21 protein-coding genes and 1 riboswitch are annotated in these 18,908 nt (G+C 76.5%); of the genes, 11 read left to right on the top strand and 10 right to left on the bottom strand.

Annotated elements, in window-relative coordinates:
* Position 1 precedes the first annotated feature (1 nt).
* Positions 2-178, bottom strand: a riboswitch (cyclic di-AMP (ydaO/yuaA leader).
* A 384-nt stretch (positions 179-562) separates the two neighbouring features.
* Together ACFWMZ_RS15950 and ACFWMZ_RS15955 are read right to left on the bottom strand one after the other, a co-directional pair.
* Positions 563-1,375, bottom strand: a complete 813-nt coding sequence (locus ACFWMZ_RS15950; protein ID WP_383202039.1) for a methyltransferase domain-containing protein — start codon at positions 1,373-1,375, stop codon at positions 563-565.
* A gap of 172 nt (positions 1,376-1,547) precedes the next feature.
* Positions 1,548-3,071, bottom strand: a complete 1,524-nt coding sequence (locus ACFWMZ_RS15955) for a bifunctional phosphatase PAP2/diacylglycerol kinase family protein (protein WP_383202042.1) — start codon at positions 3,069-3,071, stop codon at positions 1,548-1,550.
* Positions 3,072-3,193: 122 nt separating this feature from the next.
* Between ACFWMZ_RS15955 and ACFWMZ_RS15960 the strand changes: the two genes are divergently transcribed.
* Positions 3,194-3,811, top strand: a complete 618-nt coding sequence (locus tag ACFWMZ_RS15960; protein ID WP_383180045.1) for a TIGR03086 family metal-binding protein — start codon at positions 3,194-3,196, stop codon at positions 3,809-3,811.
* 43 nt (positions 3,812-3,854) lie between these two features.
* Here ACFWMZ_RS15960 and ACFWMZ_RS15965 read toward each other — a convergent pair whose 3' ends face one another.
* Together ACFWMZ_RS15965 and ACFWMZ_RS15970 are read right to left on the bottom strand one after the other, a co-directional pair.
* Positions 3,855-4,406: a type 1 glutamine amidotransferase domain-containing protein gene (locus tag ACFWMZ_RS15965; protein WP_383202045.1), complete on the bottom strand. Its 552-nt coding sequence runs from the start codon at positions 4,404-4,406 to the stop codon at positions 3,855-3,857.
* A gap of 185 nt (positions 4,407-4,591) precedes the next feature.
* A complete protein-coding gene (locus tag ACFWMZ_RS15970; RefSeq protein WP_383202048.1) occupies positions 4,592-4,942 on the bottom strand; it encodes a DUF2795 domain-containing protein in 351 nt (116 codons plus the stop codon).
* Between the two features lie 193 nt (positions 4,943-5,135).
* Here ACFWMZ_RS15970 and ACFWMZ_RS15975 point away from each other — a divergent pair, with 193 nt between their 5' ends.
* Together ACFWMZ_RS15975 and ACFWMZ_RS15980 are read left to right on the top strand one after the other, a co-directional pair.
* Positions 5,136-6,386 (top strand): aminotransferase class I/II-fold pyridoxal phosphate-dependent enzyme, encoded by a 1,251-nt coding sequence (locus tag ACFWMZ_RS15975; RefSeq protein WP_383202051.1) that lies wholly within the window; start codon positions 5,136-5,138, stop codon positions 6,384-6,386.
* Positions 6,386-7,417 (top strand): MBL fold metallo-hydrolase, encoded by a 1,032-nt coding sequence (locus ACFWMZ_RS15980; protein ID WP_383202055.1) that lies wholly within the window; start codon positions 6,386-6,388, stop codon positions 7,415-7,417. The genes ACFWMZ_RS15975 and ACFWMZ_RS15980 overlap by 1 nt, the downstream gene beginning before the upstream one ends.
* 26 nt (positions 7,418-7,443) lie before the next feature.
* On the opposite strand, the gene ACFWMZ_RS15985 is transcribed toward ACFWMZ_RS15980, so the two are convergent.
* Both ACFWMZ_RS15985 and ACFWMZ_RS15990 read right to left on the bottom strand, forming a co-directional pair.
* Positions 7,444-8,097: a DedA family protein gene (locus ACFWMZ_RS15985; protein ID WP_383179903.1), complete on the bottom strand. Its 654-nt coding sequence runs from the start codon at positions 8,095-8,097 to the stop codon at positions 7,444-7,446.
* Positions 8,094-8,861: an MBL fold metallo-hydrolase gene (locus tag ACFWMZ_RS15990; protein ID WP_383179906.1), complete on the bottom strand. Its 768-nt coding sequence runs from the start codon at positions 8,859-8,861 to the stop codon at positions 8,094-8,096. Before ACFWMZ_RS15990 ends, ACFWMZ_RS15985 begins: the two co-directional genes overlap by 4 nt.
* A gap of 431 nt (positions 8,862-9,292) precedes the next feature.
* On the opposite strand from ACFWMZ_RS15990, the gene ACFWMZ_RS15995 reads away from it, so the two are divergent.
* From ACFWMZ_RS15995 to ACFWMZ_RS16010, 4 genes are all read left to right on the top strand, one after another.
* On the top strand, positions 9,293-9,718 hold the full coding sequence (locus ACFWMZ_RS15995; RefSeq protein ID WP_383179908.1) for a hypothetical protein: 426 nt from the start codon (positions 9,293-9,295) through the stop codon (positions 9,716-9,718).
* A gap of 147 nt (positions 9,719-9,865) precedes the next feature.
* Positions 9,866-11,953 carry a phage holin family protein gene (locus tag ACFWMZ_RS16000; protein ID WP_383180048.1) on the top strand — a complete coding sequence of 696 codons (2,088 nt, stop codon included), beginning with the start codon at positions 9,866-9,868 and terminating at the stop codon, positions 11,951-11,953.
* Between the two features lie 132 nt (positions 11,954-12,085).
* Positions 12,086-12,511 carry an OsmC family peroxiredoxin gene (locus ACFWMZ_RS16005; RefSeq protein ID WP_383202057.1) on the top strand — a complete coding sequence of 142 codons (426 nt, stop codon included), beginning with the start codon at positions 12,086-12,088 and terminating at the stop codon, positions 12,509-12,511.
* A 13-nt stretch (positions 12,512-12,524) separates the two neighbouring features.
* Positions 12,525-12,836, top strand: a complete 312-nt coding sequence (locus ACFWMZ_RS16010) for a hypothetical protein (protein ID WP_383202060.1) — start codon at positions 12,525-12,527, stop codon at positions 12,834-12,836.
* Between the two features lie 202 nt (positions 12,837-13,038).
* Here the strand turns inward: ACFWMZ_RS16010 and ACFWMZ_RS16015 are convergent, their stop codons facing one another.
* The 3 genes from ACFWMZ_RS16015 to ACFWMZ_RS16025 form a co-directional block, all read right to left on the bottom strand.
* Positions 13,039-13,716 carry a hypothetical protein gene (locus ACFWMZ_RS16015; protein WP_383202063.1) on the bottom strand — a complete coding sequence of 226 codons (678 nt, stop codon included), beginning with the start codon at positions 13,714-13,716 and terminating at the stop codon, positions 13,039-13,041.
* Positions 13,717-13,722: 6 nt separating this feature from the next.
* Positions 13,723-14,382 carry a hypothetical protein gene (locus tag ACFWMZ_RS16020; RefSeq protein ID WP_383202066.1) on the bottom strand — a complete coding sequence of 220 codons (660 nt, stop codon included), beginning with the start codon at positions 14,380-14,382 and terminating at the stop codon, positions 13,723-13,725.
* 246 nt (positions 14,383-14,628) lie between these two features.
* Positions 14,629-15,159: an SRPBCC family protein gene (locus ACFWMZ_RS16025; protein ID WP_383202069.1), complete on the bottom strand. Its 531-nt coding sequence runs from the start codon at positions 15,157-15,159 to the stop codon at positions 14,629-14,631.
* Positions 15,160-15,377: 218 nt separating this feature from the next.
* Here ACFWMZ_RS16025 and ACFWMZ_RS16030 point away from each other — a divergent pair, with 218 nt between their 5' ends.
* The 4 genes from ACFWMZ_RS16030 (at position 15,378) to ACFWMZ_RS16045 (ending at position 17,872) form a co-directional block, all read left to right on the top strand.
* On the top strand, positions 15,378-15,683 hold the full coding sequence (locus ACFWMZ_RS16030) for a YciI family protein (RefSeq protein WP_383179925.1): 306 nt from the start codon (positions 15,378-15,380) through the stop codon (positions 15,681-15,683).
* A gap of 165 nt (positions 15,684-15,848) precedes the next feature.
* Positions 15,849-16,154, top strand: a complete 306-nt coding sequence (locus tag ACFWMZ_RS16035; protein WP_383179928.1) for a 4a-hydroxytetrahydrobiopterin dehydratase — start codon at positions 15,849-15,851, stop codon at positions 16,152-16,154.
* A 1-nt stretch (position 16,155) separates the two neighbouring features.
* A complete protein-coding gene (locus ACFWMZ_RS16040) occupies positions 16,156-16,866 on the top strand; it encodes a class I SAM-dependent methyltransferase (protein ID WP_383179931.1) in 711 nt (236 codons plus the stop codon).
* A 106-nt stretch (positions 16,867-16,972) separates the two neighbouring features.
* Positions 16,973-17,872 carry a class I SAM-dependent methyltransferase gene (locus tag ACFWMZ_RS16045; protein WP_383179934.1) on the top strand — a complete coding sequence of 300 codons (900 nt, stop codon included), beginning with the start codon at positions 16,973-16,975 and terminating at the stop codon, positions 17,870-17,872.
* Between the two features lie 74 nt (positions 17,873-17,946).
* On the opposite strand, the gene ACFWMZ_RS16050 is transcribed toward ACFWMZ_RS16045, so the two are convergent.
* Positions 17,947-18,780 carry an aldo/keto reductase gene (locus ACFWMZ_RS16050; RefSeq protein WP_383179937.1) on the bottom strand — a complete coding sequence of 278 codons (834 nt, stop codon included), beginning with the start codon at positions 18,778-18,780 and terminating at the stop codon, positions 17,947-17,949.
* Between the last annotated feature and the right edge of the window lie 128 nt (positions 18,781-18,908).

Here is an 18,908-nt window from a genome sequence, read left to right on the forward strand (position 1 = left end):
GAAGGTTCCTCTCCGGCGCCTGCGAGGTGAGCTGTCGGGTTCGGGCTGGAGATGCCCGGCCGCGCCATCGGCGCGGCTTCACCCCTAGCCGGGGCCGGGACGTGCGCGGCGCGCTGTCCTGGACTCGGCGGCTTACCTGGGTCCCCCGCTCCTGCCGTGGACGGGTCGATGTGGGATACCGGACGGCGGCAGGATTCGGCGATCCATCCGGAATGACGGTGACCGTAGACGAGCCCGACTCCCGCGAACAAGCAGCGCCGGCGCCCCGGAAGTCGCTTTCTTGATCCTTTGTTCCGGGGGCGGTCACCCTCCGTAGATACGTGATCTTTCCGGACGCGGCGGGCGCTGCGCCCCGCTCCACGGCCGCTGCCACGGACCGTGACGGCTATGACGCTGCTCACGGGGGCGATCCAACGACTCCCAGGGCGAAGCTATTTGATGCATATAAAGCGCAGTGCCCTATTTGTCTGTAATGGTGGGGAAGAGTTCTCGGGGCCCCCGCCACGGGAGAGGGGTGGCCAGCTCCCGTGAGGGTGACGCCCCGTCAGGTCGGGCGCCTCGCTCAGGCGCGGCAGAGCAGCTCCCCGTGGAGCACCGCGAACCAGCCGTCGGGGGCCGCCGCCCAGTCGCGCCAGGCCGCCGCGATCCGCTCCAGGTGCTCCTGGTCCGCGTATCCGAGCGCGACCGCCCGCCCGGCGTACCCGGAGGCCGTGGTCCGGTCCGCCCACAGGCCGCCCCACCAGGCCCGCTCCGCCTCGTCGGCGAAACACCAGGCCGAGGCGGTCGCCGTGACGTCGGCGAACCCGGCCTCCCGCGCCCACGCCTTCAGCCGCCGCCCCGCGTCCGGCTCGCCGCCGCCCGCCCGCGCCACCGACCGGTACAGCTCCAGCCACGCGTCGAGCCCCGGGCCGCTCGGGTACCAGGTCATCGCCGCGTAGTCGGAGTCCCGTACGGCGACCAGGCCGCCCGGCACGCACACCCGGCGCATCTCGCGCAGGGCCCCCACCGGGTCACCGAGGTGCTGGAGCACCTGGTGGGCGTGGACCACGTCGAAGGAGTCGTCGGCGAAGGGCAGCGCCTGGGCGTCACCCGTGCGGAAGGCGGTGTTGGTCAGCGACCGGCCGGTGGCGGTGGAGCGCGCCGCGTCCAGGATCTCGTCGGCGTTGTCGATCCCCGTGACGTGGCCGTCCGGTACCAGGGCGGCGAGGTCGGCGGTGATCGTCCCCGGGCCGCACCCCACGTCCAGGACGCGGTGGTGCGGCTCCAAGGCCCCCAGCAGGTAGCCGGCCGAGTTGGCGGCGGTGCGCCAGGTGTGGGAGCGCAGGACGGACTCGTGGTGGCCGTGGGTGTAGACGACGGCGGGATCGGTGGGCACGGGCGGTCTCCTCGCGGCGGGCGTGCGGACGGTGGTCCGGGGGCCCGCGGCGTGGACGTGGCGGCGGCCCCCGGTGCCGTGACCGTACACGCGCGTGGCCGCATCGTGAGACCCCCGTCTCGCCATGCGGTCGACGGGGAGGGCCGCCCACGCCGCCGGGAATGACGTGGCGTCAGAGCGCCAGCGGCCGGTAGACCCGCAGTCCCTCGTGGAGCTTGTCCAGCTCCAGACTCGGGCCCGCGTCGGTCACCTCGCCGTCGAAGGCCAGCGGCGTGCCCGCGCTGATCCCGCCGATCCGCAGCCGCTGCACCCGTACCGCCGCGTGGAACGGCGAACGCGTCAGCGGACCCGCCAGCGCCGCCGCCACCAGCCGCACCCCGGGCCCGCGCCCGCCGTGCACCGCGCGGACGTCCAGCAGGCCGTCGGCCAGGTCGGCCCTGCGTCCGCCGGTCAGCCCCATCCGCCGGTAGGTGCAGTTGCCCGCGAACAGCAGCCACAGCGGGCGCCGCTCTCCCTCCACCACCGCCTCCAGCGGATGGTCCCTGCGCCGCACCCGCGCCGCCGCCACCACGTCCGCCAGCCGCCCGCCGACCCGGCCCGACCAGCGCTCCCGCTCCCGGACCAGCTCCGGGTAGACCCCCAGGCTGAAGGTGTTGAGGAAGTAGCCGGTCCGCTCCCCGGAACGGAAACGGCCCACGTCCACCGCGACCGCGTCGCCCGCCTCCACCGCCCGCCCCAGCTCCTTCGGGCCCTCCATCCCCAGGTCGTGGGCGAAGTGGTTGAGGGTGCCGCCGGGCAGCACCGCCAGCGGCAGTCCGTACCGCAGCGCCACCCCGGCCGCCGCGTTGACCGAACCGTCGCCCCCGCAGATGCCGAGCGCCAGCGCGTGCCCCGCCGCCTTCTCCAGCTCCGCCACCAGCCCCGGACCCTGGCACTCCACGATCTCGGCCTCGGGCAGCAGCTCCCGCAGGGCCCGCGCCTTGTCGGGGGTGCCCGCGCCCTGGTTCACCACCATGACCAGGCCGTGGCCCCGGGGGAGTGCCGGTACGTCCACCAGCGGGCGGCCGGGGGAGGGCAACTGGTCCCGGGTCGGCACCAGGCCGCGCACCGCGAAGGCCGCGCCCGCTCCCAGCGCCGCCCCGGCCAGCACGTCGCCGGGGTAGTGCACGCCGGTGTGGACGCGGGAGACGGCGACCGCCGCGGCCAGCGGGGCCACCGCCGCGCCGAGGGCCCGGGACTCCATCGCCACCCCGGTCGCGAAGGCCGCCGCCGACGCCGAGTGGCCCGACGGGAAGGAGGAGGTGATGGGCTGCCGCTTGAGCTGCCGTATCAGCGGTACCGCCTCCAGGCCCGGCCGCTGCCGCCGTACCGTCCGCTTGCCCAGCGTGTTGATGGTCGCCGAGGCCAGCCCGAGCGAGGCCAGCCCGCGCACCGCCGCCCGGCGGGCGCGCGGCGAGCCGGTCGCGGCCAGGCCCGCGGCCACCGCGCCCCAGAGCAGACCGTGGTTGGCGCTCCGGCTGAGCTTGGGCAGCATCTGATCGGCACCGGGCCAGCGGCGCGCCGCGACCGCCTCGAAGACGGTGCGGTCCAGAGCGACCAGCCGGGCGGCCAGGGAGACCGGGCGCTTCGGCGCGAACACGGCGGGCACCTGCGGGCGCCGTCGCGCGGGCAGGGGGTTCACAGGGTCAGGACGCATGCCGCACGCGTACCCCCGCGCTCCCCGGTCACCCCCACCGGCGCGCGCCACCGGGCGCGTACATCACCGGATCGGGCGCCCGCCCTCGGCGGACGCGCCCCCACGGTGTGAGGATGGATCCCATGTCCTCCTCCGGCGCGTCGGGCGCAGACCCCGAGACGAGTACCCCCAGCCACTCCGAACTCCTCGCGCGGCACGCGGCCGCGCTGGACCTCTTCGACCGGCGGGTCCACGACATCCTCGACGACCAGTGGGACCACCCCACCCCGTGCACCGAGTGGAACGTTCGCGACCTCGTCGCCCACCTGGTCTCCGAACAGCTCTGGGCACCCCCGCTGCTCGCCGGGGAGACCATGGAGTCGGTCGGCGACGCCCTCGACGGCGACCTGCTCGGCGAGGACCCGGTCGGCGCCTGGGAGGCGGCCGCCCGCGGCGCCCGCGAGGCCTTCGCCGCACCCGGCGCGCTCGACCGCACCGTGCAGCTCTCCTACGGGCCGAGCGGCGCCGACCACTACTGCGGCCAGATGACCACCGACCTGATCATCCACGCCTGGGACCTGGCCCGCGGCATCGGCGCGACCGAGCACCTCCCGGCCGAACTCGTCTCCTTCGCCGACCGGGAGACCGCGCCCTACGCCGACGACCTCTCGGGCAGCGGTGTCTTCGGCCCGCCGCTCACCCCGCCCTCGGGCGCCGACCCGCAGACGCGGCTCCTCGCCCGCCTGGGCCGCGAGGCCTGACCGGCGCGCGGCGGGGCCGGCCGCTCCGGCCGGCCCCGCCGGCTCAGCGTCCGGCGGCCGCCGCCGTCGTGAAGACCCCCACCAGTGCCTCGGTGAAGGCCGGCAGATCGTGCGGGGTGCGGCTGGTGATCAGCGTCGTGGGCCCGGACGAGTCGACCCGGACGGCCTCGTCCACCCAGGTCCCTCCGGCGTTGCGGATGTCCGTCGCCAGGCTCGGGTACGAGGTGAGCGTCCGGCCGCGTACGGCGTCCGCCTCGATCAGCGTCCACGGGGCGTGGCAGATCGCGGCGATCGGCCGCCCCTGGTCCACGAAGTCCTTCACCAGGTCCACGGCCTCCTCGTCGGTGCGCAGGTGGTCGGGGTTGGCCACCCCGCCCGGCAGGACCAGCGCGTCGAACATGCCCGCCGAGACCTCGCCCACGACCTGGTCGACGGGGAAACGGTCCCCCTTGTCCAAGTGGTGGTAGGCGAGGATCTCTCCGGGCCAGGTCGACACCAGCACGGCTTCACCGCCCGCCTCCGTCACGGCCTCCCACGGTCCGGTCAGTTCGCTCTCTTCCACGCCCTCGGGCGCCACCAGGAATGCGACACGCATCGGCGCTCCCGCCCTTCGAATCCTCGTCCCGGCTCGTCCGGCCGCCCCGTCCGACGGCCCGGGGTGGCCTGCCCGCCGCCGTCCGGGTGCCCTTCCAGGGTCGCGCGGACCGCCCCCTCCCCGCAAAGGGGACCGGGGGGCGGTCCGGCGACCCGGCCGGGCCGCCCGGCCTCACGGACCTGCCGTCAGGCGGCGGCCCGGGCGTCCACCACGGCCGTCGCCAGCTCCTGCACATTGCGGTACGTCATGTCGGCGGGCAGCGGCGCCAGCAGCGCCACCACCTCGTCCGGGCAGTGCCCGGCGCCCAGCACCCGCGCCAGCTCCGGCGCGCGGGCGGGGAAGGGCGTACGGCCCAGCCGCCGTCCCAGCTCGTGCCGGACCTCCGCGATGTCCGGGTGCGACCCCAGCGGGTCGCCCGGCTCCGCGTCGTGCCACTCCTCGGACCGGGTCGGATGGCCCGACCTCAGGTAGTCGCGGAGCTCGTGCTTCATCCCCTCGTCGCGGTGGACGCTCATCCGGTCACTGCCTCGCTGCATGCTGTGCCCTTCTGTACGGGTCCGTTCTGCGGGTACGGCCTCGCGGCCGTGGCCCGTCACGTACCCCTCGGGCCCGGCCCGAACCATCACGCCGGAGCGGGGCCGTTCCCCGGATGGGAGGCGCCCGGTGGTGGGCGGGGCGCGGGCGCGGCAGAGTGCGAGAGGGGTAATGCGTCGAGCGGAGGTACGGCGGATGGAGAGCGCCCTGGAGGGCCGTGGACCCGTCCGGTACGGCCCACCCGTGCCGGAACCGGGCCTGCCGGTCCTACCCGAACTGGCCGCCGTCCTCTCCGACGCCGCCGCCAGTCCCTACGCCGAGCCCCCCGGCGGCGGCCCCGCCCTGCTCGACGCCGCCCGCGGCTACTGGGCCCGGCGCGGCCTCGCCGCCGATCCCGCCCTGCTCGCCGCCGCGCCCGGCGCACCCGCCCTGCTCCTCGCGCTGACCGCCGCGATCGGCGGCGACGTGCTGCTGCCCCGGCCCTGCCCGGCCTGGTGGGCGCCGCAGGCCCGGCTGCTGGGCCGCCCCACCTTCACGGTCACCTCCCCGGCCGCCTGCGGCGGCGTCCCCGACCCGTACGCCCTGCTGGAGACGGTCCGCCGGGTGAGGGCCGAGGGAGGCGACCCGCGGCTGCTGGTGCTCGCCGTCGCCGACGACCCGACCGGCACCGTGGTGCCGCCCGAGGTGATGAGCCGCGCCGTGGAGGCGGCCGCCGCCGAGGGGCTGCACGTGGTCAGCGACGAGACGTGGCGGGACACCGTCTACCGGCCCGAGGAGACCACCGTCGTCGGCCCCGCCGAGATGCTGCCCGACGGCGTCACCGTGATCTCCGACCTCTCCGGCGGCTGGCTCCCCCCGGGCTGGCCCGCCGCCGTCGTCCGCTTTCCCGACACCGCCACCGGCGCCCAGTTGCGGGCCCGCTGCCTCGACATCCTCACCGCCCTCGACGCGGCCCTGCCCACCCCCGTCGCCGCGGCCGCCGCGCACGCGCTGGCCGAACCGCCCGAACTCACCGCCCGCCTCGCCCGCGCCGTCGCCCTGCACGGCCGCCTCGCCACCGCCCTGCACACCACGCTGCGGACCGCCGGGGCCCTGGTCCGCCCGCCCCAGGCCGGCCGCCACCTCTACGCCGACCTGTCGCCGCTCGCCCCCGGCCTCGCCGCCCACGGGGTCACCGACGCCCTGGAACTGGAGAACGACCTGACCGCCCGGCTCGGCATGCCCGCCCCCGGCGGCCACCGCTTCGGCGACGACCTCGCCGGACTGAGGGTGCGGCTCTCCACCGGCCCACTCCTCGGCGACGACGAGACGCTCCGCGCCGGGCTCCTCACGGGCGCCCCCGACCCGCTCCAGGCGGCCCCCGTACGGCGGGCCCTGGACCGGGTGGCCGAGGTCCTCGGCGCCCTCGCCGCACCACCCCCCGCCGGAGCAGAGGAGGCCCCCTGATGACCGAGCAGCGCGACCCCGCCCCCGCGCCTGCCGGCCCCCTCGTCCCGGCACCCGCCGCCACCGCCCTGCCGGACCCGCCCGCCTCCGGTCGCCACCGCCGCCGCTCCTACCGCGACCGCCTCACCGCCCCGCTCCCGGGCGTCCGCGCCCTGGCCCGCCTCGCCCGCGAGGCCGGAGCCCTGCGCCCCGGCACCGAGGCCCGCCGCGACGTACCGCTGCTGCCCTGCGAACCCGCGCCCCTGCCCCCGGCCGGACCCGGCGTCCTCGCCGTCACCTGGGCCGGGCACGCAAGCTGGGTCCTGCGGGTCGGCGGGCTGACCGTCCTCACCGACCCCGTCTGGTCGCACCGCATCCTCGGCACCCCGCCCCGCGTCACCCCCGTCGGTGTCCCCTGGGCCTCGCTCCCGCCGGTCGACGCCGTCGTCATCAGCCACAACCACTACGACCACCTGGACGCCCCGACCCTGCGCCGCCTGCCGCGCACCACGCCGGTGCTGGTCCCCGCCGGGCTCGGCCGCTGGTTCCGGCGGCGCCGCTTCACCCGCGTCCACGAACTGGACTGGTGGCAGGGGCGGGAGGTGGGCGGGGTGCGGTTCGACTTCGTCCCCGCCCACCACTGGTCGCGGCGCGGCCTGTTCGACACCTGCCGCACCCTGTGGGGCGGCTGGGTCCTCACCGACCAGCAGGGCCGCAAGGTGCACTTCGCGGGGGACACCGGCTACGGCCACTGGTTCACCGAGATCGGCCGCCGCCACCCCGGCATCGACCTCACCCTCATGCCGATCGGCGCCTACGCCCCCCGCTGGTGGCTGCGCGACGTCCACTGCGACCCGGAGGAGGCGGTCGCCGCCTGCGCCGACCTCGGCGCCCGCCGGATGGCCCCCATGCACTGGGCGACCTTCCTGCTCTCCGCCGAACCCGTCCTCGAACCCCTCGCCCGGGTCCGTGCCGCCTGGGCCCGCACCGGCCGCCCCCGCGAGGACTTGTGGGACCTGCCCGTCGGCGGCTCCCGGGCCCTGCCCCTGTGACCCCCGCCGCCCGGCCCCGTACGCCCTCAGCGCGAGGAGTGCGCCGTCCGCCCGCGCAGCCGCCGCCACACCCCGGGCGCCGCGCTGATCAGCAGGGTCAGCGCCACCGCCGCCGCCACGCCCTCCCACGGCTTCGCGAAGAGCGACCCGCCGACGATCCCGATGAGCTGGTACGTCGCCGTCCACGCCAGGCAGGCCGGGCCGTCACCGCGGGCGAACCGGCCCAGCGGCATCCGCGCCAGCAGGCAGGCCATCATCACCGGAATGCGGCCCGCCGGGATCAGCCGGGAGAGGGTCAGCACCGCAACGCCGTGGTCGTCCAGCTTGGCGCGGGCCTGCTCCAGCCGGTCCGGCGCCGCCCGCTGCCGCAGCGTCTCCAGCCACCGCGAACCGCCCCGCGAGCGCATCCCCCGCTGCCCCAGCCAGTACAGCACCAGGTCCCCGAGGAAGGCGGCCAGCGCCGAGACGGCGAAGAGCAGGAGCAGGGTCAGCGGCGCCGCCTGGTGGAAGGCGACCACGGCGGCGCCGCTGACCAGGGCGCCGGTCGGCACCACCGGCACCAGCGCGCCCAGGAAGATCAGCAGGAAGAGCGAGGGATAGCCCAGCGCCTGCTGGGTGGCGGCGTCGGGCACCTCGGCGGCGCCGAGCACCACCAGCGCGGGCAGGCCGGACGGGGTCACCGGGCGACCTCGGGCCGCACGCTCTCCCCGTGGTCCAGCAGATGCACCCGCACCCCGGGCGCGCTCACCGCCGCCTTGCGCACGAACTCGTCGCCGGGGGAGTGGAACTCGTGCGGCCGCACCGCGTCCATCCCGATCGGCCAGTACGTCCCGTAGTGCACCGGCACCGCCGCCGCCGGGGAGAGCCGCCGCAGCGCCTCGGCGGCCCGGCCCGCGTCGAGATGGTGGTGGCCGAGCCCGGGCCCCCAGCCGCCGACCGGCAGCAGTGCCACGTCCAGCGGCCCCGTCTCCTCGGCCATCGAGTCGAACAGCCCGGTGTCCCCGGCGAAGTACGTACGCGCCTGCCCGCTCACCACGAAGCCCAGCGCGGGGGAGCGGCGCGGTCCCACCGGCATCCGCCGCCCGTCGTGCAGCGCGGGGACCGCCCGCACCGTCACCGGCCCGACCTTCTCGGTGTCCCCGGGCCCGACCTCCACCACGTCCAGCCGGGCCAGCCGCCGCAGCCCCGGCACGGCGCGGACCGCGCCCTTCGGCACCAGCAGCCTGGTCCCCGCCGCCAGCCGGGCCAGCGACGGCAGATGGAGGTGGTCCGCGTGCAGGTGCGAGACGAGGACCGCGTCGGCGACCGCCGCCCGGGCCGACGGGGGCGCGCCCCGGCGCCGCCGCAGATGGGCCAGGCGCCGCGCGAAGACCGGATCGGTCAGCAGCCGCACCCCCGAGTCCTCGACCGTGCAGGTGGCATGACCCCACCAGGTGATCTCCACCGTCCGCGTACTCCTCCCTGCGGCGCCCCGCGCGCGCCGCCCCCGGGACGGAGCGCCCGTCCCGCGGAGGCGGTTCCGTACCCCGTCCGCGTCCCGCCGCCCCCACGTCACCCGGACGGGGGGCGGCCGGAAGACCGCTCCCTACGAGACTACGGGGGTGTCTGACAAATCCTGTGCGGTGTCCGTGGTGTCCGGTGCGTGCTCTCGGCGTGCCGGGCGGAAGTCCTCGTACCGGACGTACTCGGGCTTCTGCCCGGTGCGGCGAAGGGGGCACCTCCCTGCTCGAGCGCAAGCCGAGAGCTTGGGGGCGCGTGCCGGGCGCCTCGGGCGCCGTGCGGGATTTGCCAGACACCCCCTGAGGGGCGGGATAGGGTCGGCGGACGCCAACCGGCCGGGGCCGCAGCCCGGCGGCGGATGCCAGGGAGGACGCGATGGAGGACGCCGTGGAGCAGGCGCCGCACCCGCGGGCGGCGGCCATCGCCAGCCTCACCCCGCTGGAACACCTGGACCAGGACCCCTTTCTCGTGGACACCCGCAGCCAGCAGGACATGTGCGCCCGCTGGGCCGCCGCCCACGACCACGTCATCACCCGCGAACTGCTGCTGCACCGGCTCGCCCCCGACCACCCCGAGCTCTGGGCCGACTTCGACGCGGGCCGCGTCGACCTCTTCCTCGCCCCCAGCCTGCGCGTCCTGGGCCAGGCCGTCACCGGTGCCGAGGAGTTCATCGCGCTCTGCGCCCGCCGCGGCACCCGCGTCGTCACCGCCGACCTCGCCGAACCCCAGTACGGGCCCCGCTCCAAGGCCCGTGTCCACCGCCGTCTCTCCATGCCCACCGCCGGATACGACGGCTGCTGATCCCGGCCGGTCCCATACCGGAACGGACCGGCCGAAGACGGTGTGAAACGCTGGACCGGGCCCGGAGGGCGGGACCCGGCGGTGGACGAGGTGAGGGCAGGCGTGGCAGAGAGGCCGTGGCGGAGGTTCGCGGGGGCGCTGTGGCGGATGGGAGCGGTCTGGGCCGTCTCCACCGTCACCATGCTGGTGCTCGCCGGGATCCTGCCCGACTTCCGCCTCCAGTCCGCCGACGGCGACAGCGCCACCCGGATCGGCATCACCGCCGCCGCCGGAGCCGGCGTCTTCGGCGTCCTCTCCGCGCTGGTCTGGCCGCTCGTCGTCCGCGCCCTGCTGCTGGTGCCCGCCCTCGTCCTGGGCCTGCTCGCCTTCGCCATCAACGGCTCGCTGCTCACCCTCGCCCTCCGGCTCATCCCCGACGGCCGCGGCGCCGCGGCCCCCGAGACCGCCGTCCTGGTCGCCGCCGTCATGTCGGCGGTCGCCTCCGCCACCGGCACCGCCCTCGCCGTCCGCGACGACAACGCCTACCGGCGCCGCCTCTACCGCCTCTCCGACCGGCGCCGCCGCCGCGCCCGGCCGGTGCCCGCCACCCCGGGCACCGTCTTCCTCCAGCTCGACGGCGTCGGCCACGACGTCCTCGCCTCCGCCGTCGCCCGCGGCCTGCTCCCCACCGCCGCCCGCTGGCTCGGCCACGGCCCCGCCCCGGCCACCCACCGCCTCATCCCCTGGCGCACCGACTGGTCCAGCCAGACCGGCGCCAGCCAGCTCGGCATCCTGCACGGCACCACGTACGACATCCCGGCCTTCCGCTGGTACGAGAAGGACCGGCGGCAGGTGATGGTCAGCAACCGGCCCGCCTCCGCCGCCGAGCTCCAGCGCCGCGCGGTGCGCCGCACCGGGGACGGCGGGCTCCTCACCGACGACGGCGCCAGCCGCGGCAACCTCTTCAGCGGCGGCGCCGGCCAGGTCGCCCTGGTCCTGTCGGTCTCCGCCCGCCGCGAGCGCGGCCAGCGCTCCCGCGCCGGGTACTTCGCCTACTTCTCCGACCCGGCCAATGCCGTCCGCACCGCGATGTCCTTCGTCGCCGAGGTGGTCCGCGAGATGGGCCAGTCGACCCGCGCCCGGCTGCGAGGCGACACCCCGCGCGTCGGCCGCGGCGGGCTGTACCCGTTCGTCCGCGCCTTCGCCACCGTCGTCGAGCGGGACGTGGTCGTCGCCGCCGTCGTGGGCGACATGCTGGCGGGTCGCACCGCCGTCTACGCCGACCTCGTCGCCTACGACGAGGTGGCCCACCACTCGGGACCCGCCGGCCGCGACGCCGACCAGGTCCTCGCCCGCCTCGACCGCTCGCTGGCCCTGATCGAGAAGGTCGCCGAGCACGCCCCGCGCCCCTACCGCGTCGTCCTCCTCTCCGACCACGGCCAGAGCCCCGGCGAGACCTTCCGCTCCCGGTACGGCCTGACCCTCGGTGACCTCGTCCGCGCCGGGTGCGGCCTGCCCGTGCCGCGCCGCGCCCGCCGTACACCCAGCGGCGCCGAGGCCCGCGCCGCCGTCCGGGCCGCGCTGCACCGGCCCGTCGAGGAGGGCCGCGAGGACGAGGTGCGGCCGCGCCGCTCGGAGCCTGTGGTGCTCGCCTCCGGCAACCTCGGCCTGGTCTCCTTCCCGGACGTGCCGCACCGGATGACCCGCGAGGAGATCGACCGCCGCCACCCGGCGCTGCTCACCACCCTCGCCGCCCACCCCGGCATCGGCTTCCTGCTGGTCCGCAGTGAGGAGCACGGCGCGGTCGTCCTCGGCGCCGGACAGGAGGTCCCGCTGGACGAGGCAGACCGGCCCGGCGGCCCGCTGGAGCCGTTCGGACCCGGCGCCGCCGAGACGGTCCGGCGCACCGACGGTTTCCCGCACACCGCCGACATCATGATCAACTCGGCGTACTTCCCTGAGACGGGGGAGATCCACGCCTTCGAGGAGCAGATCGGCTCGCACGGCGGCCTCGGTGGCGACCAGAGCCGCCCCTTCCTGCTCTCCCCGCTCTCGCTCCCCGACCCCGCCCCGGCGGACGGCTCCGAACTGACCGGTGCCGAACAGGTCCACGCCGTCCTGCGCGGCTGGCTCGACGCGGCAGCCCCGCACGGGCGGCACCGGGGCGAGGGGACCGGCGATACGCCCGGGAGGGGCGTCCCCCACGACACCGGCGCCACCCGGGCCGCCCCGCCGCCGCCGGGCACCGCCGCCTGACCCGGCGCCCGGCCGGCCGGCGCCGAGGAGGGCGACGCGTGGGCGTACGCGCCCCTTCCCGGCCCCCGTTGTGATCGGATGGGCCCGGCGCCCGGCACCCCGCCGGTCCGCCGCGACGAAGGGAACTCACCGATGGCCACCACGCGTTCGGCCCACACCGTCTGGGAAGGCGACCTGCTCAAGGGCAGCGGTACCGTCTCGTTCGACTCCTCCGGCATCGGCGCCCAGCAGGTCTCCTGGCCCTCCCGCGCCGAGGAGCCCAACGGGAGGACCAGCCCCGAGGAGCTGATCGCCGCCGCCCACTCCAGCTGCTTCTCGATGGCCCTCTCCAACGGCCTGGCCAAGGCCGGCACCCCGCCGACCCGCCTCACCACCTCCGCCGACGTCACCCTCCAGCCCGGCACCGGCATCACCGGCATCCACCTGAAGGTCGAGGGCGAGGTCCCCGGCATCTCCGCCGAGGACTTCGAAGCGGCCGCCGCCGACGCCAAGGCCAACTGCCCGGTCAGCCAGGCCCTCGCGGGCACCACCATCACCCACAGCGCCAAGCTGAGCTGAGCGGAAGCCGCCCATGCCGGGCCCGTCGGCGTGGTCGAGGCTGCACGAGGCGGGCACCGCCGACTCCTCCAGCCGCTCGGCGTACGTGCAGCGCACCCGGATCGGCGAGTACGTGGACCAGGCGAAGGCGGCGCCGCTGACGCCGTGGGTGGAGTTGACGGCCTTGTCGTGGCTCCACCGGTTCCGGTGGAAGGCGTCGCCCTGCCGTCCGCCCGTCGGCTCCTCGCTGTGCGGGTCGGGCGCGGTGGTGCCGCGCCGGAGGAACCGGCCGGCGCGTAGCGGCGCGGCGTCGGGCTCGGAGGGTGTCGTCGTGCCGGTCACCTGAGGCGCTCCCTGGGTCGAGCCGTGCTGCGACCGTAGGAGCGCCCGGACCCGCCGCCCTTCCGGCACGGTCCGTCCGGGCCGCGGCCGACCGGGTGGTGTGCTGGGAGCGGCACGCCGGGCGGCGGTGCCCGGGACCGGACATGCCGGTGCCCGGGCTGGGGGTTCGCACCCCGGCCCGGGCACCGGCGTCCTTGGGGGACGGGTCAGAGCTTCAGCAGCCGCTCCGACGCCTCCCGGTACGACTGGAGGGCCACCCGCAGCCGCTCGGTGTCCAGCTCGACGGCCGGCTCCTCCCAGCCGGAGCGCAGCACCCGCCGCTGCTCGGCCAGCGCCTCGGTCACCCGTCCGGCCAGCTCCGCGAAGACCTCGTCGGCCTCGGCGACCGCGTCCCGGGGCCGGTCCACGAAGCCGTTCACGGCCTCCCGGAGACGGCCCGACCAGCGCTCGCCCTCCCCGGCGCCGAAGACCGGGACGGCCGGGGCGCCGGCGCTCTGCGGCGCGCGGGGCGCGGTGTCCGCCCCGGGGGCCGGTACCGCGGTGTTCTTCCCGGCCAGCGGCTGGGGCTTCACGGTCGCCTGGCCGGCGCCGGTGGCGCCGGGAGCACCCGCGGCTCCGGCCGAGCCCGGCGGCTCGGTGCCCGGGGCGGGCGGGGGGAAGGCGGCGGGCGGGGGCGGCGGCGGGGTGCCGGGCGCCGCCGGGTCGACCGGCGCCACCGGCCCCCGGGCCAGGCCCGGCTCGTCGTGCCGGGCGCCGCCGGGCGCGGCCCCGGCCACGTCGCGGTCGTACCCGAGCTCCTCGTCGTAGCCGGAGCCCAGGGCGCGCTCCTCGTGCCCGGTGCGGGCGGCGTGCTTGGCGGTCCACTTGCCACTCTCGGCTGCCATCGCCGATCACTTCCCCTCGGTAGTCCTGATGCCGGCCTCGGCCCCGCGAGGGCGGGCCGCTGCCGGTATGTCGTCCTGTGCCGCGGGCGGCTGCGGGTCGTCACCCGGCTCGACCGGGCCCGCCGGGCGGCCGCCGTCGACGTGGCCGGCACCGCCGGTCAGCACGTCGTACAGCGAGCGGGCCGCCAGCAGGGCCTCGCGCAGCTCCTCCGTGCCGCCGCCGCCCCGGGCCGCGAGACGCACCGTGCGGTACCCCTCGACCTCGTGGGCGTGGTGCACCGACAGCGCCGCCACCTGCTCGTCGTACTGCTCGGGGCCCGGGTAGCCGCGCTCCTGGGCGAGCCGGGCGAGCAGCGTGGCCGCGTCGGCCATGGCCTGCTGCGGCGAGTCGACGAACCGGCGCTGCACACCGGCCCACTCGGCCTCGTAACGGGCGAGAGAATCGGCGGGCAGCGGCCGCTCCTTGAGCGCGCCGTGCCGCTTCACGCGGTCGCCCAGCTCCCGCTGGGTGGCGGCGGTGTCGCCGTTGTGCCGGGCGATCGCCCGGTCGTACTCGGGGCCGAACCGCCGCTTGAGCGCGGACCCCGTGGTGTCACGCCTCGTCAGGGCGTAGGCGGCCGCCGCCACGACGACGACGGCCGCGACGATGATCACGACGGTGAGCATGGCTGTTCCCTTCGGCTCCGGTGTGAACGGATGGGGCACCCCGGCCGCGCGGTCGGCGCGCGCGTCGGCGGTGCGCGGGCCGTGCCGGTCGCGATCCGGTGCCCGCGGGTCCTGACCGGTGAGGCACGGGGACGGCGGGTCCGGTGCCCGGGGTGTCCGTACCTCCCGGTGCTGACCGCCTGCCCCGAACACGCCCGCGAATGCACCGGCGCGGGACGGCGTTCGGCCGAGCCCGGGAACGGGCCGTCAGCGCCCCGCGCCGGCCTCCCCGGACGCCGGGGCGGCGCAGCGCTCGGCGAAGCGGCGCAGGGTGGCGGCGATGTTGCGCCGCTGGAAGTCGGCGAAGGAGTGGCCCGAGGTCACCACGTGGTCGAAGACCCACGCCGCGGCGTCCGGCCAGCGCCGCCGGTCGTCCGTCCACGTCTCGGTGACCAGCGTGCCGCCGCCCGGCGCCGTCTCGAAGTGGTACTCCCAGGTGGCGATCGGCCCGCGCACCACCGGCCGGCGCAGCCCGATCGCCCGCACCTTGAAGGCGAACCGCTCACCCGGCTCGGCGGCGGTCACCGTGCACCGCGTCGTCCACCGCACGAGCCCGCGCTTGTTCCGCCCGTCGAAGACCATCCCCGGGTACGGCGCACCGTCCTCGCCGCGCACCACCGCCCCCTGGTTCTCCGGGCTCCACCGCCCCATCCCGGCCGGGTCGGCGATCAGCGCGTACGCCTCCCCGGGCGCGATCGGCACGACGACGCTGCCGGAGACGGTCAGGACACGGGGCATGGCTGCTCCTCGAAGAGGTGGAGGCCCGGGCGGCCGGGCGAGGGTCCGGGGCACGCTACAGGGCGCCGCCCGGGCCCCCGAAGGGCGGCCGGTCCCACCCGGCCGGGCCACGCCCTCCTGCCCGCGGCCGCCCGCACCCGCCGCCGTACGATCCGAGGGCCGGGCCCGGCGGCCCGGCGCACCGCCCTGTCCGCACCCCGCACCGCGAAGGACCCTCCGTGCCGATCTACGCCGTCACCTACACCTACGCCGACGACTCCGCCGCCGCCCGCGACACCCACCGCCCGGCCCACCGCGCCTACCTCGGCGGCCTCTCCGACCAGGGCGTCAACCTGGTTTCCGGCCCGTTCGGCGCCGACGAGCCCGCCGGCGCGCTGTTGCTCCTCCGCGCCGGTTCCAAGGACGAGGTGCTCGCCCTCACCGAGAAGGACCCGTTCCGCGTCGAGGGCCTGGTGGCCCGGGTCGACGTCGCCGAATGGCTCCCGGTGCTCGGCCCCGCCGCCCAGGCCTTCGAAACCCGCTGAACCGCCCCGGGCCCGCCGCGCACGACCGCCCGGCGGGCCGCCAGGGGGGGGGCCGGGCGCGCGCCCGGGCGAACCCCAGGCGCGCATCAGCCGGGGAGCGCCCCCGGTGTGGCAGGGTGACCACGACCGCAGTCGTACCGGCAGTCGTACCGAAGGAGGCAGGTCATGACCGCCGCCCCCCTGCCGCACCAGCAGATCGAGGACCGGCTCGCCCAACTCCCCGGCTGGACCCTGGAGGAGGACCGGATCACCCGGACCTACCGCCTGGACTCCCACTTCGCCGCCGCCGCGCTCACCACCCACATCGCGCAGGTCCAGGACGAGCTGAACCACCACTCCGACCTGACCCTCGGCTACAACACGGTGCGGCTCGCCGTGCAGACCCACAGCGCCGACGGCGCGATCACCGCGCTCGACCTGGACCTCGCGGCCCGGATCGAGCAACTGGCCCCCGCCCACGGAGCGCACTGACGTGCTGGACTACACACGCGAAGCCGCTGTCTACGACGCCACCCGCGGCGGCGTCCCCCGCGCCAGAGCCGCCGCCGAGGCGGTCCACGCCCTGCTGCCCGCCGACGCCCGCGACCACCTCGACCTCGCCTGCGGCACCGGCCTGGTCAGCGAGCGCATCGCCCAGCCGGGCCGCCGCGTCGTCGGCGTCGACCTCGCCCCCGGCATGCTCACCGTGGCCGCCGGACGGCTGCCCGGCGCCGCGCTGCGCGCCGACTGCCGCCGGCTGCCGTTCACCCCCGCCGCCTTCGACTCGGTCTCCGCCGTCTGGCTGCTCCACCTGCTGCCCGACGCCGCCCCCGTGGTGGCCGAGGCGGCCCGGGTGCTGCGGCCCGGCGGGGTCTTCGTCACCACCGTCGACAAGGCCGACGCGCACGACGTCGGCAGCGACATCGACACCCTCGTCGGCCCCTACCGGCTGCACCAGGTCGCCGACGCCCACGCCACCGTCACCGCCCTCGCCGAGAAGCACGGTCTCACCCCCTGCGGCGAGGCGCTCTTCCAGGGCCACGGCCAGGGCCGCACCCCCGCCGAGCTGGCCCGCCGGGTCCGCGCGGGCGACATGTACCGCGAGGGCGGCAGCGCCCTCGCCGCCCGCCTCGCCGCCCTCCCCGACCCGGACACCCCGCGACCCGAGCCGGTCTTCCGGCTGATGGCGTTCCGCGCCGCCTGACTCCGTACGCCCCGCCTCCGCTTGCCGGAACGGCAACACGACTGGCCCGCTAGCGCCGCCCGTACCAGGCTGGACGCCGTGACCGAGCGAGCGGAAGGCGGACTACATGAGTGAGCGGCAGGAGCAGGCGGGCCACGGGCACAGCCACGGCGAAGGCGGCCACGGGCACGGGGATCTCGACTGGTCCGTCATGGGGCCCGTCTTGGAACAGGAGGCTGAGGTCAGCCTCCCGCTGTACCGGGAGATCGCCGACTGGGCCGCCGAACGCGGGGCCCGCGTCCCGGGACCGGTCGTCGACGCGGGCAGCGGCCCCGGTGTGGTCTCCGCCCTCCTCGCGGAGGTCTTCCCCGACCGCGAGGTGTACGCCGTGGACGCCGAGGCCGCCCTGCTGGAGCGCGCCGCCGACCGGGCGCGCCGCGGCGGCCTGGAGGGGCGGCTGCACACCCACCGCGCCGAGCTGCCCGACGGCCTCGACGCCCTGCCCGCCGCCTCACTTGTCTGGGCCGGGCGCTCCCTGCACCACGTCGGCGACCAGCGCGCCGGCCTCGCCGCCTTCGGCCGGGCGCTGGCCCCCGGCGGCGGCCTCGTCCTGCTGGAGGGCGGCCTGCCGCCGCGCACCCTCCCGCGCGAACTGGGCTTCGGCAGGCCCGGGATCGAGTCGCGGCTGGACGCCGCCCAGGAGGAGGGGTTCGCCGGGATGCGGGAGTCCCTGCCCGGGGCCGTCAAGGAGACCGAGGACTGGGCGGCCCTGCTGGCGGCCGCCGGACTGCGGCACGTCGCCACCCGCAGCTTCCTCCTGGACCTGCCCGCGCCGGTGACCTACGAGACCCGCGCCCACCTGGTGGCCCAGTGGCAGCGGCGGCTGGACCACGTCGAGCTGGGTCCGGCCGACCGCGCCACGGCCGACCGCCTGCTCGACCCCGACGACGCCGCCGGGCTGTACCACCGGCCCGACCTCTTCCTCCTCAGCGCCCAGACCGTCCACCTGGCCCTGCGCGAGGAGTGAGACGGCCCCGGCGCACGGATGCCCCGCACCGCGACGGCGGTACGGGGCATCCGTGCGTGCGGGAGCCGGAGGGGTCAGCCCTCGTTGATCTCGGCCGGGTCGGGGCCCAGCCGGCGGTCCTCGTTGAGCGCGCTGATCGCGGCCATGTCCTCGGTGTCCAGCTCGAAGCTGAAGACGTCGATGTTCTCCTTGATCCGCGACGGCGTCACGGACTTCGGGATGGCGACGTTGCCCAGCTGGACGTGCCAGCGCAGCACCACCTGGGCGGGGGTGACGTTGTGCTTGCGCGAGATGGCGACGATCGCGGGCACCTCCAGCAGGCCCTTGCCCTGGCCGATCGGGGACCACGCCTCGGTGGTGATGCCCTGCTCGTCGTGGAAGGCGCGGGTGGCCCGCTGCTGGAGGTGGGGGTGGAGCTCGATCTGGTTGACCGCGGGGATGACCGAGGTCGCGTCGATCAGCTGCTCCAGGTGCTCGGGGAGGAAGTTCGAGACGCCGATGGCCCGGGCGCGGCCGTCGGAGTAGAGCTTCTCCAACGCCTTGAAGGTGTCGGCGGCGGTGCCCTTGGCCGGCAACGGCCAGTGGATCAGGTACAGGTCGACGTGGTCCAGGCCCAGCTTCGCCAGCGAGGAGTCGAAGGCGCGCAGCGCCGCGTCGTACCCGTGGTCGCTGTTCCACAGCTTGGTGGTGACGAAGAGTTCCTCGCGGGGGACGCCGGACTCGGCGATGGCCTTGCCGGTACCCTCCTCGTTCCCGTAGGCGGCGGCGGTGTCGATGGAGCGGTAGCCCGCCTCCAGGGCCGCGCCGACAGCGGTGTACGCCTCGTCGTCCGGTACCTGCCACACGCCGAAGCCGATCTGAGGCATCTCGACGCCGTTGTTCAGGATGATCGGGGGAACCTTGCTCACGAGCGATTGGTCCTAACGTGGTCGGTGGGAACTCCCATGGTCAACTATGACCCGCCCGTTCGCATTCCCGCGGGCCGACCCGTTCACGCCCCCGCGAGTTCCCCCGCCCGGCGGCTTCCACCAGCGCC

Source organism: Streptomyces sp. NPDC058373 (genome assembly GCF_042723275.1).
Lineage (GTDB): Bacteria > Actinomycetota > Actinomycetes > Streptomycetales > Streptomycetaceae > Streptomyces.

Bases quoted from the DNA above. Each gene is read 5' to 3' on its own strand.
- ACFWMZ_RS15995 (WP_383179908.1), top strand. From the start codon at position 9,293: ATGGAGGACGCCGTGGAGCAGGCGCCGCACCCGCGGGCGGCGGCCATC.
- ACFWMZ_RS15975 (WP_383202051.1), top strand. From the start codon at position 5,136: ATGGAGAGCGCCCTGGAGGGCCGTGGACCCGTCCGGTACGGCCCACCC.
- ACFWMZ_RS16010 (WP_383202060.1), top strand. From the start codon at position 12,525: ATGCCGGGCCCGTCGGCGTGGTCGAGGCTGCACGAGGCGGGCACCGCC.
- ACFWMZ_RS15980 (WP_383202055.1), top strand. From the start codon at position 6,386: ATGACCGAGCAGCGCGACCCCGCCCCCGCGCCTGCCGGCCCCCTCGTC.
- ACFWMZ_RS15960 (WP_383180045.1), top strand. From the start codon at position 3,194: ATGTCCTCCTCCGGCGCGTCGGGCGCAGACCCCGAGACGAGTACCCCC.
- ACFWMZ_RS16005 (WP_383202057.1), top strand. From the start codon at position 12,086: ATGGCCACCACGCGTTCGGCCCACACCGTCTGGGAAGGCGACCTGCTC.
- ACFWMZ_RS16025 (WP_383202069.1), bottom strand. From the start codon at position 15,159: ATGCCCCGTGTCCTGACCGTCTCCGGCAGCGTCGTCGTGCCGATCGCG.
- ACFWMZ_RS16045 (WP_383179934.1), top strand. From the start codon at position 16,973: ATGAGTGAGCGGCAGGAGCAGGCGGGCCACGGGCACAGCCACGGCGAA.
- ACFWMZ_RS15965 (WP_383202045.1), bottom strand. From the start codon at position 4,406: ATGCGTGTCGCATTCCTGGTGGCGCCCGAGGGCGTGGAAGAGAGCGAA.
- ACFWMZ_RS16020 (WP_383202066.1), bottom strand. From the start codon at position 14,382: ATGCTCACCGTCGTGATCATCGTCGCGGCCGTCGTCGTCGTGGCGGCG.
- ACFWMZ_RS15955 (WP_383202042.1), bottom strand. From the start codon at position 3,071: ATGCGTCCTGACCCTGTGAACCCCCTGCCCGCGCGACGGCGCCCGCAG.
- ACFWMZ_RS16000 (WP_383180048.1), top strand. From the start codon at position 9,866: ATGGGAGCGGTCTGGGCCGTCTCCACCGTCACCATGCTGGTGCTCGCC.
- ACFWMZ_RS16035 (WP_383179928.1), top strand. From the start codon at position 15,849: ATGACCGCCGCCCCCCTGCCGCACCAGCAGATCGAGGACCGGCTCGCC.
- ACFWMZ_RS16015 (WP_383202063.1), bottom strand. From the start codon at position 13,716: ATGGCAGCCGAGAGTGGCAAGTGGACCGCCAAGCACGCCGCCCGCACC.
- ACFWMZ_RS15970 (WP_383202048.1), bottom strand. From the start codon at position 4,942: ATGCAGCGAGGCAGTGACCGGATGAGCGTCCACCGCGACGAGGGGATG.